The following is an 18474-nucleotide window of genomic DNA, read 5'->3' as shown; positions in this document are numbered from 1 at the left end:
CAGTGAATGGGTTCACTGTGCACAACTGCGAGGCGTCTGCAACTATTCCTGTTGAAGCCCGCTGAGACTCGAATCACTTCGGCCGGACAATAATTTTCACCGCCGTGTCATTGCGGTTGATCAGCGTGTCGAACCCCTGATCCACGAGGTCGTCCAGGGCAATCCGCCCGGTGATGAAGGGCTTCAGGTCGACTTTGCCATCCTGGACGAGCTTGATGGCGGCCGCGTGATCACCGCAGTAGGCGATGGTGCCGCGCAGGTCGATCTCCTTCAGCACCACTTTTTGCATGTCCACCGTCGCCGGGTGTCCCCAGATCGAGACGTTGACGACGACGCCGGCCGGCTTCACGACGTCGAGCATCGTATCCAGCACGGCATTCACGCCGGCACACTCGAACGCCGCGGCGGCACCTTCGCCGCCGGTCAGTTCCAGCACCCGGGCCTTGACGTCGTCCCTGCCCGGGTCCAGGACGTGATCGGCCACCCCGGAGGAGGTTGCCTTTTCCTTGCGGGCCGCCGACAGCTCGGTCACGATCGTGGTGACGCCGATGCCCCGAAGGACGGCGGCGGTCAGCAGGCCGATGGGGCCGGCGCCCCCGACGACGGCGACGTCCCCCGCGGTGAGCCCGCTGCGGCCGACGGCGTGATACGCCACCGCGAGGGGTTCGATGAGCGCGGCCTCGTCCAGCGGGATGTCACCGACGGGGTGCACCCAGCGGGCGTCGACAACGATCTTCTCGCTCAGGCCCCCGCCGCCGCCCGCCAGGCCGATGAAGCCCAGCTTGGTGCACAGGTTGTAGTGCCCGCTGAGGCAGGGACCGCATTCGTTGCACACGACGTACGGTTCCACCACCACGCTGTCGCCGACGGCCAGGCCGGTGACCCCGTCGCCGAGTTCCTCGACGGTGCCGGAAAACTCGTGCCCCAGGGTGACCGGGGCGGCCTCATGCGTCAGCACATGGGGGCTGCCCGGCGGCGGTGTGAAGATGGGTCCTTCCAGGAATTCGTGGAGGTCCGTGCCGCAGATGCCGCACCAGGCCACGGCGATCTTGACCGCGCCCGGGCGCAGCTCCGGCTCTTGGATGTCCTCGATCCGGAGATCCTTCCGGGCATGGAATCGTGCTGCTTTCATGGTTTCACCTTTGCTTTCCGGGCCGTGGATGCGCCCGGCCGGGCGCATCCACGGATTGTCGTTGGATTCACAACAGGGGGCGTACGCCCAGTCTGGCCGCCCCGCCACGGGTTGTCACGGCCACGGGTTGTCACGGCCGGGCCGGGTCAGCGGGTGTGGTGCGTGGGCTGCAGTTCGAAGACCGGCGTCGGAAGCCCCTCCATCCTGGCTTTGAGCTGCAGCGCCAGGTAGGCGGAGTAGTGCCGGCTTTGGTGCAGGTTGCCGCCGTGGATCCAGAGGTTGTCCACGTTGGTGGGCTTCCACATATTGCGCAGTTCCCCTTCCCAGGGCCCGGGGTCTTTGGGCGTATCGGATCCGAAGCCCCAGCACTTGCCGACGGCGTCGGCCACCTCGGGCGAGACCAGATCCGCCAGCCAGCCGTTCATCGACCCGTAGCCGGTGGCGTAGATGATGACGTCGGCCTCCAGTTCCGTCCCGTCGGCCATCACCACGGAGTTTCCGGTGATTTTGCTGACCTGGCCGTTGGCGAGCTTGACCCGGCCGTCGATGATCAGCTGGGAGGCGCCGACGTCGATGTAGTAGCCGGAGCCGCGCCGCAGGTACTTCAGGAACAGGCCCGAGCCGTCCGCGCCGAAGTCCAGCTCGAACCCGGCGGCCTCCAGCTGGGCGTAGAAGTCGGCGTCCCGTTCGGCCATCTCGGTGTACACCGGGATCTGGGCCTCAGGCAGAATCCGGTACGGCAGGGAGGCAAACAGAAGGTCGGCCTTCTCCGTGGTGATGCCGTTGGCCAGTGCCTGCTCGGAGTACAGGCCGCCGAGCGCCAGGTCCATAAGGGATTCGCTGCGGGCGATGTGCGTGGAGGACCGCTGGACCATGGTGACGTCGGCGCCGTGTTCCCAGAGGTCGGCGCAGATGTCGTGGGCGGAATTGTTGGAGCCGATGACCACAGCTTTCCTGCCGGTCCAGTCTCCCCCGCCGGGGTGCCTGGACGAGTGATACTGCTCCCCCAGGAAGGACTCGGCGCCGTCGAACGCGGGGACGTTGGGGTACCCCGAGACGCCAAGGGCGAAGATGAGCTGCTGTGGGCGCAAGGTGACCGGTTCGCCGTCGCGCACCACCTCCACCACCCAGTTCCCGGCCGCGTCATCAAAGCGGGCGTTGGTGCATTCGGTCTTGGACCAGTAGTTCAGCTCCATGATCCGGGTGTAGTTCTCCAGCCAGTCGCCGATCTTGTCCTTCGCCGCGAATACCGGCCAGTCGTCGGGGAATTTCAGGTAGGGCAGGTGGTCGTACCAGACCGGGTCGTGCAGGTGCAGGGACTTGTAGCGGTTGCGCCAGGAGTCACCGGCGCGTTCGTTCTTTTCGATGATGATGGTGGGCACGCCGAGCCGGCGCAGCCGCGCCCCCAGCCCGATCCCGCCCTGACCGCCACCGATGATCACGGCGTAGGGCTGGTCCTCGTAACCGAGCCTGGCCTCCTGCTCTTCCTTGCGTTCCAGCCAGGATTTGCGGCCCTTGGTGATCTGGTGGGCCACTCCCTTGTCCCGGTTCGGCCCCTTCTTCTCCTCGAATCCCTTCAGTTCCTGCATGGTGGTGAGCAGGGTCCAGCATTTGCCGTTCCGGAGCCGCAAGTGGGCATGTCCCCTGGCCTGGGCGGTCTCGAAATTCACCCAGGCTTCGGCGTTGGCGGCGTCCCCGGTGGCGTCCTCGGCCAGGGTCCAGTTGCCGGGCTGCACGTCACCCAGGGTGGCGTCGAGCATCCGGCGGATGTCCGCTTTGCCTTCGAGGGTCTTGAGGTTCCAGGTGAAGGAGACGAAGTCGCGCCAGTACGAGTCGTCGTCGAAAAGCTCCAGGGCGGCGTCCGTGTTGTGGCTGCGCAGCGCCTCATCGAACTGCGCCAGCCACGCCTCGACGACGCCGTTTGGTGTCTCAGGCATGTTTCCTCTTTCCGTTGCTGACAGGGGCCACTCCCGCTGGGCGACGCCCGGACCTTGCAGTGACCCGCATCACAAGTAAAAGTGGCAGGGGGTTACAATCGGGTTACACGGAGCTCTGACGCTGCCGGCCGGTGCGCGCAGCATCCGACGGCGGCGGGGAACCTGCCGGTGCGACGATTCGAGGACGAGTTGGGAGTATGAGCATGCGGCAGGGCAACGGCTCCATCACGCATCCGTCCGACCTCAGGTTTTCCGCACCCAAGGAATACGCCCGCGCCCTGCGCGCGGCGCACGAGGCCACCATCTCCGGCACCCCGGACCCGCGCCTGCCGGCGTCGCTCATCAAGTCCTGGCAGCGGTCCCTCGCGCTGGGCATCAACCCGGACCAGCACCGTCCGGTCCACCGGCACGACGTCGCCGAGGCGCGCTCCCTCAGCGCTGGCCACCGCCTCGCCGGGGTGATGCCGGCCCTGTCGCAGCTGCTGGCCGATGAGACGGTGACCGGCCGCCATTTGCTGATCGTGACCGACCACGAGGGCGAAGTCCTGTGGCGGGTCGGCAGCCGGCAGGCGCTGCGGCTCGCCGACTCCCTGGAGTTCGTGGAGGGTGCGGACTGGTCCGAGTCCGGCGTCGGCACCAACGCCATCAGCGAAGCTCTCGTCACGGGCGCCCCGGCGCAGCTTTTCTCGGCCGAGCACCTCGTGCGGACCCATCACGACTGGGCCTGTACCGCCTCTCCCATTCGCGACCCTTTCACGGGCGAGATCGTCGGCGTCCTCGATGTCTCCGGCCCGTTCGAGTCGGTCACGCCGGACAGCCTCCGGCTGGTGCGGTGCGGCGTGCGGCTTGCCGAGGAACTGCTGAAATCAGCGCCAACTCCCGACGCCGGCACGCGCCACCGGAGTCAGGCGGCAGATCCCGGCGGGCGGACGGCGCGCGACTGCGGTACCCGGTCCCGGCTGGTGCTGCGGCTGTTGGGCGACTCGCCGTCGGCGGCGATCGACGGCGGCGCCAGCCGCCCGCTCACGGTGCGGCGCGCCGAAATCCTGGCCCTCCTGGCCTCGCGCGGCCAAGGCTGGAGCGCCGATGAACTGGCCTGCGAAATCCATGGCGACGCGGGCACGGGAGCGGCGATCCGGACCGAGATGCACCGGATCCGCAGCATCCTGGGCGACGTCCTCGAAGCAAACCCGTACCGTTTCTCATCAACCGTCGACGTCGTGACGGATGCCTCCGTGGTGGCCGGCCATCTGCGCGACGGACGGGTTGCGGAGGCCTTAGCCGCCTACCCGGCGCAGCTCCTCACACGGTCGGCCAACCTGGCTGTCGGGTTTATGCGCGACGAGCTCAACGTGGCCATGGGAGCGTCCGTGCGGTCCAGCGGCGATGCCCGGCTGATGCTGCAATGGTGCATGAGCGACATGGGATCGGCCGATACCGCAACGGCGGCGGCCGCGGCCACACTGCTCGGACCGGGCGATCCGCGCTGGCAGCTGGTGGGCGCCCGCATGGACCGGGTGGACCGCGAACTGCGCGCCTAAACACGGTACCGGCCCTGCGACCGGCTACGGGGCCGGGGCGACGCCGGGGCAGCCCTGACCTTGCGGGTCTTGCAGGCAGGTATCCGCGTAATTCCGGGTGATTGAGCGCCAGACACTGACGGTTTGCGGCGGCGAACTGAAGAGGCCCTGGCCGGGAATCGGCAGAGCCGGTCCCCCGTTCACGGAATACGTGCCCTGGAAGTGCGTCGTCAGCACCACCGGGAAGTCACCGGTCTGGGCGTAGACGTGGCTTGTCAGCGTCTTTTCGCCCCAACGGTCCTGTGGAAGGGGCCCGCCAGCGGCTGTTTGCGGCCCCAGCGACGTGCCGTCGCCATAGCTCCACGCGTATTGGACAGGCTTGGCGGTAATCGCGACACTCTGGCCGAACATGTCCACGGTGAACGCTTGCTCGGCGGCCTCGGCGAAGAAGTTGGTCTCGGCGCCCCGGAGCGTGTGCGGGCTCGGCTGCATCACCGACGTCCCCGGACTGACCGGCAACTGTTCAAACTTGGACTGGATCTGCGCGGCGATTCTACCCAGGACGTCATCCGGGTTCTCGGAGTAGACGCAGCGGTCGGGACGGATCGTGGACCATATCGGCGGAACAAAGACCCGCAGCGAGGAGTACCACCGGACGGGACGTCCGTCAGCGCCCTTGTCGCACCGAACGGCCCCCGCCAGACAGTCGGTATCGAAATTGTTCTTTGCCGGGTCGAGGCAAAGGTACTCAAATTTGTAGATGTTCGGGTCTTCCGACAACGCACTGGGCGCATCCACCCAGACACCGGAAGCAGGATCGAGATGCCATGAGGAAACGGTTGCGCCGGTTTGGTTCCAGCCCCCTTTCACCGGAGAGTCCGGCGAGTCAGCTCTCGCGTCGAGATTCGCTGGCCCTAACAGGAGAATGAGCATCGCTAGAACCGGAAAAACTCTGCGGGCAATGATGGTCATCACCCGCTCTTGGCCAAGTGCTCAACGGTTACGGCTTTCCAAGACCCGCCTCCGTACGAGGCGATCATGATGTCACCAGCCGCGGGGCTTGGCTCCGTCTTTTCGTCCAGAGTCTTGTCGGCCCGATAGTAAGACAGGGCGTCCTGATAAACCTGAATTAGAACCTGGTACTCGGCTGGCCTTGTTTCAACGAAATTGGTTTGGACACCTTCGACGACCATCTTTCCCCCGACGAGCCACCTCCCCTCGGTATGCCATCCCTGAACGACTTTCTTCACCCGTCCACAAGAAACGCACGAGGAACTCGAGACCGACTCCAGTGGCTTGATGTCCCCCGTCTCATAAGCGTATGAAAGCGTCGTGTACCAGTACCTGGCGAACGCTTCGAGGCCTTCCTTTGACTCGGCCTTCGCCGCTTCGGGCAGCACGGGAACCGGGACGTTCTGCGCCCTGCCTGAGGCGTCAGCGGGTTTGTAGCTGGGTGTGGGGGTCGGGGTGGCACTGGGAGTGGGCGACGCAGACGGAGCTTGGGAATCCGACGGAGGGGATCCTGGCGGCGGAGTTCCGCCTCCGGTACAGGCTGTGACCGACAGCAGGGAGAGCGACACCAAGGCGGCTGCGCAGACGCGCCAGGAAGTGGAAAGCGAAATGCGAGATGTCATGGTCAGCTACTCCCCCGATAGAAATCAAGACGCGCGAATCCAAGCAATTCCAAGCAATGGATTAAGGGTAACCGACGTCACATTTTGGGCGAAGGTGTTATCCACAGGCTGCTGACCGGTCCTTTGGCCCCTAGCCATCTCCGGCCCGGTTCAGAAGAATGAACCCATGATGTTCGAACACGAAGATGGCAATCCCGTCCTAACCCTCGACGACGAGCAAACCTGGAAACTGATCGAGGGCACAAAACACGGCAGGCTCGTGGTCACGGTGGCCGGAGAGCCCGACATCTTCCCGGTCAACTACGCCGTCGGCGACCGGAAACTGTTCCTCCGTACGGCCCCGGGGAACAAACTGGCCGAACTCACCATCAATTCGAAGGTGCTCTTCGAAACGGACGGCATCCTGTCCGAGGAAGCGTGGTCGGTGGTCCTGCGCGGCACTGCCCGCGTTCTCGACAAATCGGCCGATATCGCCGAGGCCGAGGCCCTCGGACTCAAGCCCTGGGTACCCACGTTGAAGGACTTCTACGTGGAAATAACGCCGACGTCGGTCAGCGGCCGCCACTTCCAATTCGGCGAGCACCCGGAGCGGGACATCTGACGCGCGACGACGAATATCGTCGGCCGCCTAGACTTAAACAATGGCGGATAAGCTGACCCGGGAGCGGCGCAGCTGGAACATGTCCCGCATCCGGGGCAAGAACACCAAACCCGAATTGCTGGTCCGCCGTTTGCTGCACGCCAAAGGCTACCGGTACCGCTTGCACGGCAGCGCGGCCGGCGGCAAACTCCCGGGCAACCCCGACCTCGTCTTCGCCGGACGCCGCAAAGTCATCTTCGTCAACGGCTGCTTCTGGCATTTCCATGACTGCCGGGCCGGACAGCACGCCCCTGAAGCCAATGCCGAGTTCTGGGAGACCAAGCGCACCCGGACCCGCACCCGCGACGCCGAGCAGCGGCTCCGGCTCGAGCGTGACGGCTGGGAAGTGCTTACCGTGTGGGAGTGCGAACTCAAAGATGCGTCGGCACTGGAGGGCCGCCTGGACGCCTTCCTCCAAGGCGCGCCGCCGGCCTGAACAGCCGCCGAATTCTTCCAGACGATGGGCTGAAAAGCGCGGCGTGTCGCGCAGCCCCGCCTCCGGGGCAGGCCGAACAGTCTCCGCTACTATTCAGGTTCGGGGGACTTTAGGCACTATTCGAACAGTACCGACGCGTACTGCTATCACTGGAGCGCATGATGCCGCACTTGCTGACGTCCAACGACGCACCCGACACCACCGCCGAGTCTGCCGACACCGCCGCCGAGGCTGCCGTCTCGAGCCCCACCGTGCTGGCGTTCCGCCGCCTCGGCCATACCAGGCACCGTGTCCTCCGGCCCCGCCAGTTCCGCGGGGCGGATCCGGAGGTGGAGCCGCTGCGCCGGCAGTCGATCTCGATCATTGAGGAAGTCCTCGCCGGCGTCGACCCCGGCGAGGCCGACGTCCGCGAACAGCTCAAGTGGCACGTCGCGAACAACCCCGGCCGGCCCGAAAAGGCGCTTCTGGAACACCTGATCTCCGTAGGCGTCCGGCAGGACGAATCGGCCTAACCGGCTGACCTGTCGATACTGGCCTGCCGGAGCACCTCGCCCCAGGACTGCTGGGCGAGGTCTGCCACCTGCGCCAGGATTTCCGACGGCGGCCGGGACAGATCCAGCGGGAACTCGACGATGTCGATGTCGGTGTTGAGGATCCGGCGCAGCTTGATCTCGCCCGCACCCGGATAAATGATCCATGCCGTCGGCACCCGCAAGGAGGTGCAGTAGGCCAGCATTCGGTAGTGGTCGCCCGAGAGTGACGCGCCGGCGTCGGCCGCCGCCTGGTACTTGGCGTCGTAAACCATCACGGGCCGGCCGCCGAGGAAATGAACGGCGCCGGGCTGCACCACGATCCGGTCCGAGTCGTGTACGGCCTCGTTGAGCAGTGCGTTGTAGCGCAGCCGCATCTCCCCGGGGAAGGCAGCCATGGCCTCCCGCAGGGCCGTCCCGACAAAGTCCTCGAAGACTTTCGCCATGTCCACCACGAACGACGCCGACTGCTGCTTACCGTCGCCGGCCTCCGCCGAGGCATTCCGCAGGATCAGTTCGGCGAGCCGGAGAGCCGTCTGGTACCGGGCGTTCATCCGGCTGGGCCGCCACGATGGCAGTGGCGCGCCGGACTGAAGGCGCGTCACGGCGTCGAGCTTTCCCTTGAGCTGGCGCAGCCGGCTGAGGACCTCCGGCCGCACGCGCGGCACCTGGGACATCCGTTCCAGCGCGGCGCGCAGGATCCGGTTCTCCGCGATGTCCTCGGTGAATTCGTCATAGGAAACTTCCAGCGGGACCAGCATCCCCGGCCGGCGGGAAATCTGGTCCGAGATCCGGATCCTGCCCTTCACGGTGCGGAGGGATTCCTCGACCATGAGGTACCCCTGCAGCACGCCGCGGCTCAGCGCCCGGTCGGCCAACTGCGCCAGGGATTCGGCCAGCGCGCTCCACAGGTCGGTGTGCTCCACCGCGGCGACGGACTCGTCCCGGAACCCCTGGTCCCCCGCGTAGCCGAGCAGGAACAGCAGCCCGTTGAGCCCGAGCCGTCCCTTCGGCCGGACCTCCAGCTGCACGGTGGGAGTGCGCACCGAGCCGACGGTCCCCGCGGGTTCAATCCGGTACAGGCCCATCCCCATCGGGGAGGCCTTCGCCAGGCCGCTGGCGTTGATGTAGGCCGCCGTGTCCGCGTCGAGCCGCTCCACGGCACCGGCCGAGAGTTCGTCGAGGACGATGTGCCGGCAGGGCGCCACCGGGCCGCGGCCCCGCCCGGTCACCTGGCCCGGCCATTGGCCGGCCACCGGGCCGGGCATCTGACCGGTAGGCTGCCGGGGCGGCATCAGGCTAGACGTGTGCAAGGCGGCCCAGGAGTTGTTCCAGCCCGAACCGCTCCTCGAGCTGGGCGCGGTTGAGCTGGCCGTGATAGTGCTCTTCCAGCAGCGGCATGAGCTCGTACTTCCAGATCCGGCGGAGGCCCTGCGGCGTCTGCGCGGCCTTCTTCATGAAGTAGGAGGGCCCGATCATCAGGTCCCGGTCCCATTCGTCGATCGCGTCGTTCAAGGCATCCAGCAGCAGCGCCGGCGTCGTGTCCAGGTCGCGGGCCTGCAGGAACCGCAGGAGGGAGCCCTTGACCGGCTCCGTCTTCGGATGGAGCTCAATGAAGGAGAAGCGGCGCCGGATGGCCGCGTCCATCATCGCGATGGAGCGGTCCGCGGTGTTCATGGTGCCGATGATGTAGAGGTTGTCCGGCAGCGTGAACGGCTCGTTGGGGCTGTACTGCAGGTAGATCCGGTCATCGCGGTATTCGAGCAGGAAGTACAGCTCGCCGAACACCTTGGCGAGGTTCGCCCGGTTCATCTCGTCGATGATCAGGAAGTACGGCTTGCTCTCGTTGCCGGGCTTGGCGGCTTCCTCGGCGAGGCGGCGCAGCGGACCGGCGACGAGCTTGAAGGACACCTGGCCCTCGTCCGTCTTGTCCGGGCGGAAACCCTCGAAGAAGTCCTCGTACGCATACGAGGGGTGGAACTGCACGAGCTTGACGCGCTCGTCGGTGGTGTCGCCGGCGAGCTCGGCGGCCAGGTGCTTGGCCAGGTAGGTTTTGCCGGTTCCGGGCGGACCGTAGAGCACCAGCTGGCGGTTTTCTTCGAGGAGTTCGGCGATTTCCTGCAGCGGTTCCAGGTCCATGTGCAGGGACGCGGCGAACTCGGCTGTCAGCGGGCGGAAGCCGTCGGGGGCCGGTTCGACGGCGGTATCGGCCTCGACGCCGTCGCCGTCCTCGGATTCCGCCTCGGCCGGCAGGAGGGCCTCGAGGGCCTGGATCACGCGCGTGATGTCCACGATGTTGCCGGAAGTAGTCAGCTGCCGCTGCACGTGCCGGGGCAGGCCGGTGACGTCGTGTTCGTCGTCGAACCAGCGGACCTTGCGGCGGAGCTGGCGGTTGTCCTTGCCGTGTTCCGGTTCGCCCAGGATGACGCCGATCCGGACCTTCCCCGAGCTCTGGTACAGCGCGAGGTCGCCGGGTTTCATCACGGTCAGGAAGGCGAAGACGGCGGTCTTGGTGTCCTCGCGCTCCACGTAGCCAAGGTGCTTGTAGTCCTCGTCCACCGCGTTCTGAACCAGCCCGGCGGTGACGCCGGGATCGAGCAGGCGGAGATGTTCGACGTCGAGCGTCACCGCTTCCCCGTCCCGCCACTCCCCCAGCAGGTCGGCGTTGTCGTGGTGGGTGCGCAGCAGCCACGCGCGGCGGCCGGGATCGCCGACCTTCCGCCACTGGCTCACCAGCTGGCGGGAGTACCAGTCGATCCGCTGCCCGGCCTGCTGGTCCAGGTGCAGGCGGATGCGGTGGATGTCCGCGGAAATGTCCTCGTCGGTGTCGCCCTTGGCCCCGCCGACCAGCGAGGCGAAGGCGTCCCGGATCTCCTGGCGTTCGACGTCGGCCACCACGGGTTCGAAGTAGCTCGGCCAGACCAGGAACTCGATGCTGCGGCGGATGGCGGGCTGGTCATCCGGGGTACCGGCGACCAGCCGGTGGAAGACCAGCGGGTCCTTGACGGCGGCCTGGACCACCCCGGCCGGCCGCTGGGCGACATGCTGCACGAACCGGCAAAGCCATTTCAGGTGGTCCCAGATGGTCCAGTTGAACTCCGCGGTGCGGTCCCGGATCACGCCGTGGTCCGTCATCCCCGCGTACAGTTCCTCGGGCAGCTCGAGCGGCGGCTCCAGCCAGGACGCAGCCTCGGCCACCCGGGCCCGCTTGACCTTGAGCGACTTGACCTCGTGGGCCAGCGGCAGGGACTGCAGGAACAACAGCTCCACCGCCAGTTGCTTCGCCCCGCGTGTGGCGCCCTCCAGGTTCTGGCGCAGGTTGGTCATCATCGGCGCTTTGGGGTCCGGAACGCCCCGCTCGAGGCGCTCCAGCAGCTCCGCGGCCGCCTGGACAGACCACGTCTTGGTTCGGCCGTCCAGGGCGGAGGCCTTGCCCAACAGCCCCGGGCCCAGCACGAACCACGCCGCGTCTTCGATCTCCTTGGAGATGCCGAGGGCGCGGTGCAGGGCGGGCTTTTTGGTTGGGGTCATACGTTCAATTTACAGGCTTAATCTGAACGTACGCATTTAAGCCCGCCCCGAAGCTACTGCTCAGTAGTTCAGGTCAGCGGATTCGGGGCGGCCGACGGGCGGAGCTATTTGGTGGCCAGGTGGCGCTTCACGCCGAAGGTGAAATACGATCCCGGGCCGATAAAGTTCACCAGCGTGGCAAACCGCCAGAATGCCTTGCTGCCGCGGATTTCCGCGGCCGGCCGGCGGGCGATGTCGCGCTGGGCAGCGACCAGCAGCATCAGCTGGACTGTTGCCCCAATGATGGTGCCAACCCGCGCCTGCGGCGAAAGCTCTTTCCACGTCTTCTTGCGGGGGTGCCCCTTGTGCATGCTCTTGCCCATATTCACAGCGACCACTGCTCCTTTCGCGACCGGATTTTTCATTGTAGGAGCGGCACCGGCGCCCGGGTAGGGGCTATGGGACCGGGGGTGCTATGAAACCGGGCAGACCCTACTCCGGGCGGGGCCCGGTGTAGGGGCCCAGCCGTTCCTTTTGTTCCGGCGTCAGCCGCAGCACCCGTCCGGTGGCCTCGTCCACGAAGGCCAGGTGGCTCGTGGCCCGGACACAGTCCTCCCGCGTGAGGGGATCCTGCACCCGGTAGTGGATGTCGAAGCTGGCGCCTTTCACGGCCCCGACCCAGAGCTGGACCACGGCCGGCACGTTGCGGTACTCAAGCGTCCGGACATACCTGATCTTGTGCTCCACCACGAGCGCCAGCGTCCCCTCCGGGACGGCGTTGAACAGCGAGACCGGCGGTTCTATCCCCGGCAGCCCGGCCCCGCGGGGCGGGCCGAACGCCGCGATCCGGGCTTCCTCCAGGATCCGGACGATCTGGACGTTGTTGATGTGCCCGTACGCGTCCATGTCGCCCCAGCGCATCGGCACCTGGACCTCAAGCACCCCGGGGACCGCATCCCCGGGGCGCCCGGCGGCGCTCAGCTGTGCACCGCCGTCGCGTCTTCCGCCGGGTCCTCCACGGACGCGTCCGCGTCCTCGCCGGCGAACTGGGACATGTACAGCCGGTAGTAGGCGCCCTGCAGGGCCAGGAGCTGGGCGTGCCGGCCCTGTTCGACGATCCGGCCGGCCTCCATGACCAGGATGGTGTCCGCGTCCCGGATGGTGGAGAGGCGGTGGGCGATCACGAAGCTGGTGCGTTCGGTGCGGAGCGCGGCCATGGCTTTCTGGACCAGGGCCTCGGTGCGGGTGTCCACGGAACTCGTGGCCTCGTCGAGGATGAGCAGTGACGGGTCGGCCACGAAGGCCCGGGCGATGGTGATCAGCTGCTTTTCGCCGGCGCTGACGTTGTTGCCCTCTTCGTCGATGACCGTGTTGTACCCGTCGGGAAGTGCCCGGACGAAGCGGTCCACGAACGTGGCCTTGGCCGCTGCCATGATCTGGTCCTCGGTGGCGTCCAGCTTGCCGTAGCGGATGTTCTCGTAGATGGTGCCCCCGAACAGCCACGCGTCCTGCAGCACCATGCCCACCTTGGAGCGCAGCTCCGAGCGGCTGAGCCGGGTGATGTCCACCCCGTCCAGGGTGATGCTGCCGGCGTTGAGCTCGTAGAAGCGCATGACGAGGTTGACCAGGGTGGTCTTGCCCGCGCCGGTCGGCCCCACGATCGCCACGGTGTGGCCGGGCTCGGCGGTGAAGGACAGGTCCTCGATGAGCGGCTTGTCCGGTGAGTAGCTGAACGTGACGTGCCGGAATTCGACGTGGCCGTCCGTCTTGGCGGGCAGGTGCTCCGTGGCGGTTTCGGCGTCCTGCTCGTCGGCGTCGAGGAATTCAAAGACCCTTTCGGCGGAGGCGACGCCGGACTGCAGCATGTTGGCCATGCCGGCCATCTGCCCCAGCGGCTGGGTGAATTCGCGCGAGTACTGGATGAACGCGGTGGCGTCGCCCAGGCTCATGGCGCCCGAGGCCACCCGCAGACCGCCGACGACGGCGATCCCGACGTAGCTGAGGTAGGAGACGAACTGCATGACCGGCATGATCATCCCGGACACGAACTGGGCGCCGAAGCTGGCCTTGTAGAGTTCCTCGTTGCGCTCGTCGAAGCGGGCCAGCATGTCCGCGTCGCGGCCGAACACGCGGACGAGGTCGTGGCCGGAGAAGGATTCCTCGATCTGGCCGTTGAGTTCGCCGGTGTTCTTCCACTGGGCGGCGAAGAGCTTCTGGCTGCGGGCGCCGATGATGCCGGCGGCCACCCCGGACAGCGGCAGCGCGATGAGCGCGATCAGGGCCAGCTGCCAAGACACGATGAACATCATGATCACGATCCCGAGAACCGTCAGGGCCGAGTTCACGAGCTGCGCGAAGGCCTGCTGGAGCGCCTGCTGGATGTTGTCGACGTCGTTCGTCACGCGCGAGAGGACATCGCCGCGCTGGCGGGTGTCGAAGTAGTTCAGCGGGAGCCTGTTGAGCTTCGTCTCGGTGTCATCGCGCAGCTTGCGGACCACGCGCATGACCAGCACATTCAGGACATAGCCCTGCAGCCAGAGGAAGATGTTGGCGACGAAGTACATCAGCAGCACCACGCTGATGAGGAACGCGAGCTTCTGGAAGTCGATGCCCGCGCCGGGCACCACGTCCATCTTGGCCAGCATGTCGGCGAAGTTGTCCTGGCCCTGGGAGCGGAGCCCTTCGACGAACTGATCCTTCGAGACGCCGGCAGGGAGCTGCTTGCCGACCACTCCGGCGAAGATCACGTCCATCGCCTGGCCCAGGATCCGCGGGGCAATGACGTTCAGGACGACGGCGACCGTCACCATGGCGAGGACCGCGATGATGCCGGCGCGTTCGGGCTTCAGCAGCCCCATGAGGCGCTTGGCCGAGGGCCAGAAGTGCTGGGCCTTCTTGGCCGGCACGGCGCCGAACATGCCGCCGTCGGCTTCACCGGGCGTGTACTCCTCTTCGAGGAAGTCGTCGTCCGTCACGTCGGTCGCGGTGGCGGGAACAGTGGAGACTTTTTCATTGGTGCTCATGCCACGGCCTCCGCGCTCAGCTGGGATTCGACGATTTCCTGGTACGTGGTGGAGGTTTCCAGCAGTTCCTCATGGGTCCCGCGGTCCACGATCCTGCCGTTGTCCAGCACGAGGATCTGGTCCGCGTCGGCGATGGTGGAGACCCGCTGGCCGACGATGATCACCGTGGCGTCGGCGGTCTTGGCCTTGAGCGCCCGGCGCAGCCTGGCGTCGGTGGCGACGTCAAGGGCGGAGAACGAGTCGTCGAACAGGAACACCTTGGGCTCCGTGACGAGGGCACGGGCAATGCACAGCCGCTGCCGCTGGCCGCCGGAGACGTTGGTGCCGCCCTGGGCGACCCGCGAGGCGAGTCCGCCCTTCTTCTCGCGCACGAAGCCGGCTGCCTGGGCGACCGTCAGGGCCTCCCACAGGTCCTCGTCCGTGGCCTCGGGCCTGCCGAAGCGCAGGTTGTGTTCAATGGTTCCGGAGAACAGGTAGGGCCGCTGCGGCACCATGGCCACACGCCGGGTGATCTCGGCCCGGTCCAGTGCCGTGACGGGGACACCGTCGAGCAGGACCTCGCCGGCGTCGGCGTCGTAGAGCCGCGGCAGCAGGGCCAGCAGGCTCGACTTGCCGGCGCCCGTGGAGCCGATAATCGCCACCGTCTGGCCGGGCTCGGCCGTGAAGCTGATATTGCTCAGCACCGGCGCCTCGGCGCCCGGGTAGGCGAAGGTCACGTTCCGGAACTCCACGCGCCCGGCCGCTGCGGCCGGGGCCACCGGGGCGAGCGGCCCATGGAGGGAGGGTTCGACGTCGAGCACTTCACCGATGCGATCGGCGCAGACCGAGGCGCGGGGAATCATCATGGCCATGAACGTGCCCATCATGACGGCCATGAGGATCTGCAGGAGGTACTGCAGGAAGGCCGTCAGCGAGCCCACCTGCATCTCGCCGGCGTCAACGCGCTGGCCGCCGAACCACAGCACGGCCGCGGTGGAGATGTGCAGGATCATGCCGATAGCGGGGAACATCAGCACGAACAGGGACCCGATCTTCAGCGAAACGTCGGTGAGGTCCTTGTTGGCCGCGCCGAAGCGCTCGGCCTCATGGGGCTCACGCACGAACGCCCGAACCACCCGGATGCCGATGATCTGCTCACGGAGGACCCCGTTGAGCCGGTCGATCTTCTGCTGCATGGACCGGAAAAGCGGCATGAGCCGGACCACCAGGTACCCCACCACCACGACGAGCAGCGGCACCGACACCCACACGAGCCAGGACAGGTTGAGGTCCTCGCGCAAGGCCATGACGATCCCGCCGATGCACATGATGGGCGTGGCCACCATGAAGTTCAGCGTCATGAGCATGAGCATCTGGACCTGCTGCACATCGTTGGTGCCGCGCGTGATCAGCGTCGGGGCGCCGAAGAGGTTCACGTCCCGGGCCGAGAAGCTGCTGACCTTCCGGAAGACGCCGCGGCGCAGGTCGCGGCCGAACGCCATCGCCGCCTTCGAGCCGAAGTACACGCCGGCGATCGCGGTGGCCACCTGGACCAGGGCGACGCCGAGCATCACGCCGCCGGTGCGCCAGATGTAGTCGGTGTCGCCGCGGGAGACGCCCTCGTCGATGATCTGGGCATTGAGGCTCGGCAGGTAGAGGGCGGCGATGGTCGACGCCAGCTGGAAGACGACCACAGCCGCGATGTATGGCAGGTACGGCTTGGAATAACGCCGCATGAGGGTGAGGAGCATGCCCACGAGTCCTTCGGGAGACCTGATGATTGGAAGACTGCAGAGAACTGGATAAATGAGGTGCGGTAAAGCTGAGCTGAGACTAACCGGAGGGTCCGACAGCAATAGCGATCCAACTCTACGAAATCCCCCGGCCGCGCGGAACACGGGACGGGCGAATATCATCCATACGGTGTACTTTGTGCCCGGCCGCGGACGGCGAAGGCCCGAACCGAGAAGGCCCTGTGGCCGCCGGTCAGGCGACCACAGGGCCTGCGGGGTCCGACCTTCGGGTCCGACCTTGGGGGTCGGGCCTACTCGGTCCGGTGCCGGCCGTGCGTGGCGATGTAGTCCGCCGCCGCGCGCTGCATCTTGCGCTGCTTGGCCAGCTGCCGGCGCAGTGCCGTGAGCTCCTCGGCGACGCGCGCCTGTTCGGCGGCCACCGCGCGCTGCTTGGCGGCCTGCTCGTACACGGCGCGCAGCGCTTCGGCCAGCTGGAGCTGCTGCTCGGCCAGCAGCTGCTGGGTCTGCAGCAGCACGGGGACGACGTCGGCCGCTTCCGGCCGGTCCTCCGCCACCAGGGTCCGGGCCCGCTGGCGGGCGCCGTCCGGGAAGCGGGTTTCGGCGCGTTCCCGGCTAAGGACCTCGATGAATTCCCGGTCCAGGTCCACGCCGGCCGTGCCGGCGTCGGACCCCGCGGCCCGGGCAGCGGCGCCCGGAGTGGTCCGCACGGAGGCGCCCAGCGCGGTCGCGGCGGCACCTCCGGCGGCTGCCACGGCGGCGTCGGCCGCCTTCTCGCCGGCCTGCTCCGCCGGTTCCGGGCGGATATCGACCGTCCGGCGCAGCGGAACTTCCTTGATGAACAGGATGGCCACGAGCGCCACGACGCCGATGATGGCCGAAATCAGGAAGACTTCCGCGATCGCGTCACCGTAGGCGGCCCGCATGATGTCGCGGATCGGGGCGGGCATGTCCTTGAGGTCCATGCTCGCGCCGGCAGAGCCGGCCGGGACCTGGATGCCGGCGGCGGCGAGGCCGTCCACGACGAGTTCCTTGACCCGGTTGCCCAGCACGGCGCCGAGGACGGAGACGCCGATCGCGCCGCCGACGGACCGGAAGAAGGCCACCGAGGCGCTGGCCGTGCCGATGTCCTTGGCCTGGACCGTGTTCTGGACGGCCAGGACGAGGTTCTGCATGAGCAGGCCCAGCCCGATGCCGAGGATGGCCGTGTAGATGCCGGTCAGCCACAGATCAGTGGTGTGGTCCATGCTGCCGGCCAGGCCGAGACCGCCGATCAGCAGGACGGCGCCGGCGATCAGGTAGCGCTTCCATTTGCCGGTGCGGCTGATGAGCATGCCGGAGATCACCGAGCCGGCCAGGTTGCCGGCGATCATGGGCAGGGTGAGCAGGCCGGCTTCCGTCGGCGTGGCGCCGCGGGCCACCTGGAAGTACTGGCCCAGGAACGTCGAGGAGCCGAACATGCCGACGCCGACCGCCACGGAGGCGAGGATCGCGAGGGCGGTGGTGCGCTCGGAGATGATCTTGAGCGGGATGATGGGCTGGGCCACGCGGGATTCCACCAGCACCAGCAGGCCAAGGAGCACGACGCCGCCGCCCACCATGGCGACCGTCTGCCACGACCACCAGTCGTAGTAGTCGGGGTTCCCGGCGAAGGAGACCCAGATCAGGAGCAGGCTGACGCCGGAGGTCAGCAGGACGGAACCGAGCCAGTCGATCTTGGCCGGGCGCTTGACGTGCGGGATCTTCAGGGTGATCTGCAGCAGGATGAGGGCGACGACGGCGAGCGGAACGCAGACGAAGAAGGTCCAGCGCCAGCCCAGCGGGCTGTCCACGATGAAACCGCCGAGCAGCGGGCCGCCGGCCGTGCCGACGGCCATGACGCCGCCCATGTAGCCGGAGTACTTCCCGCGGTCCCGCGGCGGGATCATCGAACCGATGATGGCCTGGGCGAGGGCCGTGAGGCCGCCCATGGCGATGCCCTGGATGACGCGGGCGGTCAGCAGCAACGGAATGGTCTGGGACAGGCCGGCCATGACCGAGCCGGCCACGAAGATGACGATGCTCAGCTGGACGAGGACCTTCTTGTTGAAGAGGTCCGCCAGCTTGCCCCAGATCGGCGTGGTGGCGGCGTTGGCCAGCAGTGCGGCGGTGATCACCCAGGCGAAGTCGGTCTGGGTGCCCTTGAGCTCGGACATGATGGTGGGAAGCGCGTTGGCCACGATCGTGCTGCTCAGGATCGCGGTGAAGAAGGCCGCCAGGAGCCCGGTGAGGGCCTCCATGATCTGGCGGTGGGTCATGGCCGCAGGCTCTGCGGCAGGGCTCGACGGCGCGGTGTTCAACGGTGCCGTGTCCGGCCCCGTCACGGCAGCGTGGCTAGCCATA

At 67.1% G+C, this 18474-nt stretch carries 15 protein-coding genes; 4 read left to right on the top strand and 11 right to left on the bottom strand.

Annotated features, from left to right (window positions below):
• Nucleotides 1-73: 73 nt before the first annotated feature.
• Both CFN17_RS11330 and CFN17_RS11325 read right to left on the bottom strand, forming a co-directional pair.
• Complete coding sequence (locus tag CFN17_RS11330; RefSeq protein ID WP_208747809.1) at nucleotides 74-1132, bottom strand: 2,3-butanediol dehydrogenase; 1059 nt, start codon at nucleotides 1130-1132, stop codon at nucleotides 74-76.
• Between the two features lie 146 nt (nucleotides 1133-1278).
• A complete protein-coding gene (locus CFN17_RS11325) occupies nucleotides 1279-3069 on the bottom strand; it encodes an NAD(P)/FAD-dependent oxidoreductase (RefSeq protein WP_208747808.1) in 1791 nt (596 codons plus the stop codon).
• Nucleotides 3070-3272: 203 nt separating this feature from the next.
• On the opposite strand from CFN17_RS11325, the gene CFN17_RS11320 reads away from it, so the two are divergent.
• A complete protein-coding gene (locus CFN17_RS11320; RefSeq protein ID WP_208751452.1) occupies nucleotides 3273-4610 on the top strand; it encodes a GAF domain-containing protein in 1338 nt (445 codons plus the stop codon).
• A 24-nt stretch (nucleotides 4611-4634) separates the two neighbouring features.
• Here the strand turns inward: CFN17_RS11320 and CFN17_RS19950 are convergent, their stop codons facing one another.
• Both CFN17_RS19950 and CFN17_RS19810 read right to left on the bottom strand, forming a co-directional pair.
• A complete protein-coding gene (locus CFN17_RS19950; protein WP_261792161.1) occupies nucleotides 4635-5561 on the bottom strand; it encodes a PKD domain-containing protein in 927 nt (308 codons plus the stop codon).
• The gene (locus CFN17_RS19810) at nucleotides 5561-6223 is read right to left on the bottom strand and encodes a DUF6318 family protein (protein ID WP_222612627.1); all 663 of its coding nucleotides are present in this window, start codon (nucleotides 6221-6223) and stop codon (nucleotides 5561-5563) included. Before CFN17_RS19810 ends, CFN17_RS19950 begins: the two co-directional genes overlap by 1 nt.
• A gap of 166 nt (nucleotides 6224-6389) precedes the next feature.
• On the opposite strand from CFN17_RS19810, the gene CFN17_RS11305 reads away from it, so the two are divergent.
• From CFN17_RS11305 to CFN17_RS19945, 3 genes are all read left to right on the top strand, one after another.
• Nucleotides 6390-6824: a pyridoxamine 5'-phosphate oxidase family protein gene (locus tag CFN17_RS11305; protein ID WP_208747806.1), complete on the top strand. Its 435-nt coding sequence runs from the start codon at nucleotides 6390-6392 to the stop codon at nucleotides 6822-6824.
• Nucleotides 6825-6864: 40 nt separating this feature from the next.
• Entirely contained in the window at nucleotides 6865-7299 is a 435-nt protein-coding gene (locus CFN17_RS11300; protein WP_208747805.1) for a very short patch repair endonuclease, read from the top strand.
• Nucleotides 7300-7457: 158 nt separating this feature from the next.
• Nucleotides 7458-7811 carry a hypothetical protein gene (locus CFN17_RS19945; RefSeq protein ID WP_261792160.1) on the top strand — a complete coding sequence of 118 codons (354 nt, stop codon included), beginning with the start codon at nucleotides 7458-7460 and terminating at the stop codon, nucleotides 7809-7811.
• Here the strand turns inward: CFN17_RS19945 and CFN17_RS11290 are convergent.
• From CFN17_RS11290 to CFN17_RS11260, 7 genes are all read right to left on the bottom strand, one after another.
• Nucleotides 7808-9097: a 5-methylcytosine restriction system specificity protein McrC gene (locus CFN17_RS11290; RefSeq protein WP_208747804.1), complete on the bottom strand. Its 1290-nt coding sequence runs from the start codon at nucleotides 9095-9097 to the stop codon at nucleotides 7808-7810. The genes CFN17_RS19945 and CFN17_RS11290 overlap by 4 nt on opposite strands.
• A 31-nt stretch (nucleotides 9098-9128) precedes the next feature.
• Nucleotides 9129-11360 (bottom strand): McrB family protein, encoded by a 2232-nt coding sequence (locus tag CFN17_RS11285; protein WP_208747803.1) that lies wholly within the window; start codon nucleotides 11358-11360, stop codon nucleotides 9129-9131.
• A gap of 104 nt (nucleotides 11361-11464) precedes the next feature.
• Nucleotides 11465-11764, bottom strand: coding sequence for a hypothetical protein (locus CFN17_RS11280; RefSeq protein WP_395924878.1), 300 nt, complete (start codon nucleotides 11762-11764; stop codon nucleotides 11465-11467).
• 67 nt (nucleotides 11765-11831) lie between these two features.
• Nucleotides 11832-12260: a thioesterase family protein gene (locus CFN17_RS11275; protein ID WP_208751448.1), complete on the bottom strand. Its 429-nt coding sequence runs from the start codon at nucleotides 12258-12260 to the stop codon at nucleotides 11832-11834.
• A 56-nt stretch (nucleotides 12261-12316) separates the two neighbouring features.
• On the bottom strand, nucleotides 12317-14362 hold the full coding sequence (locus CFN17_RS11270; protein ID WP_315968634.1) for an ABC transporter ATP-binding protein: 2046 nt from the start codon (nucleotides 14360-14362) through the stop codon (nucleotides 12317-12319).
• On the bottom strand, nucleotides 14359-16092 hold the full coding sequence (locus CFN17_RS11265) for an ABC transporter ATP-binding protein (protein ID WP_208747802.1): 1734 nt from the start codon (nucleotides 16090-16092) through the stop codon (nucleotides 14359-14361). The genes CFN17_RS11270 and CFN17_RS11265 overlap by 4 nt, the downstream gene beginning before the upstream one ends.
• A 293-nt stretch (nucleotides 16093-16385) precedes the next feature.
• Nucleotides 16386-18473: an MDR family MFS transporter gene (locus CFN17_RS11260; RefSeq protein ID WP_395924874.1), complete on the bottom strand. Its 2088-nt coding sequence runs from the start codon at nucleotides 18471-18473 to the stop codon at nucleotides 16386-16388.
• Between the last annotated feature and the right edge of the window lies 1 nt (nucleotide 18474).

The sequence above is a fragment of the Arthrobacter sp. PM3 genome, from assembly GCF_003352915.1.
Taxonomy (GTDB): Bacteria; Actinomycetota; Actinomycetes; order Actinomycetales; family Micrococcaceae; genus Arthrobacter.
This window is presented reverse-complemented; position numbering and strand designations above follow the sequence as displayed.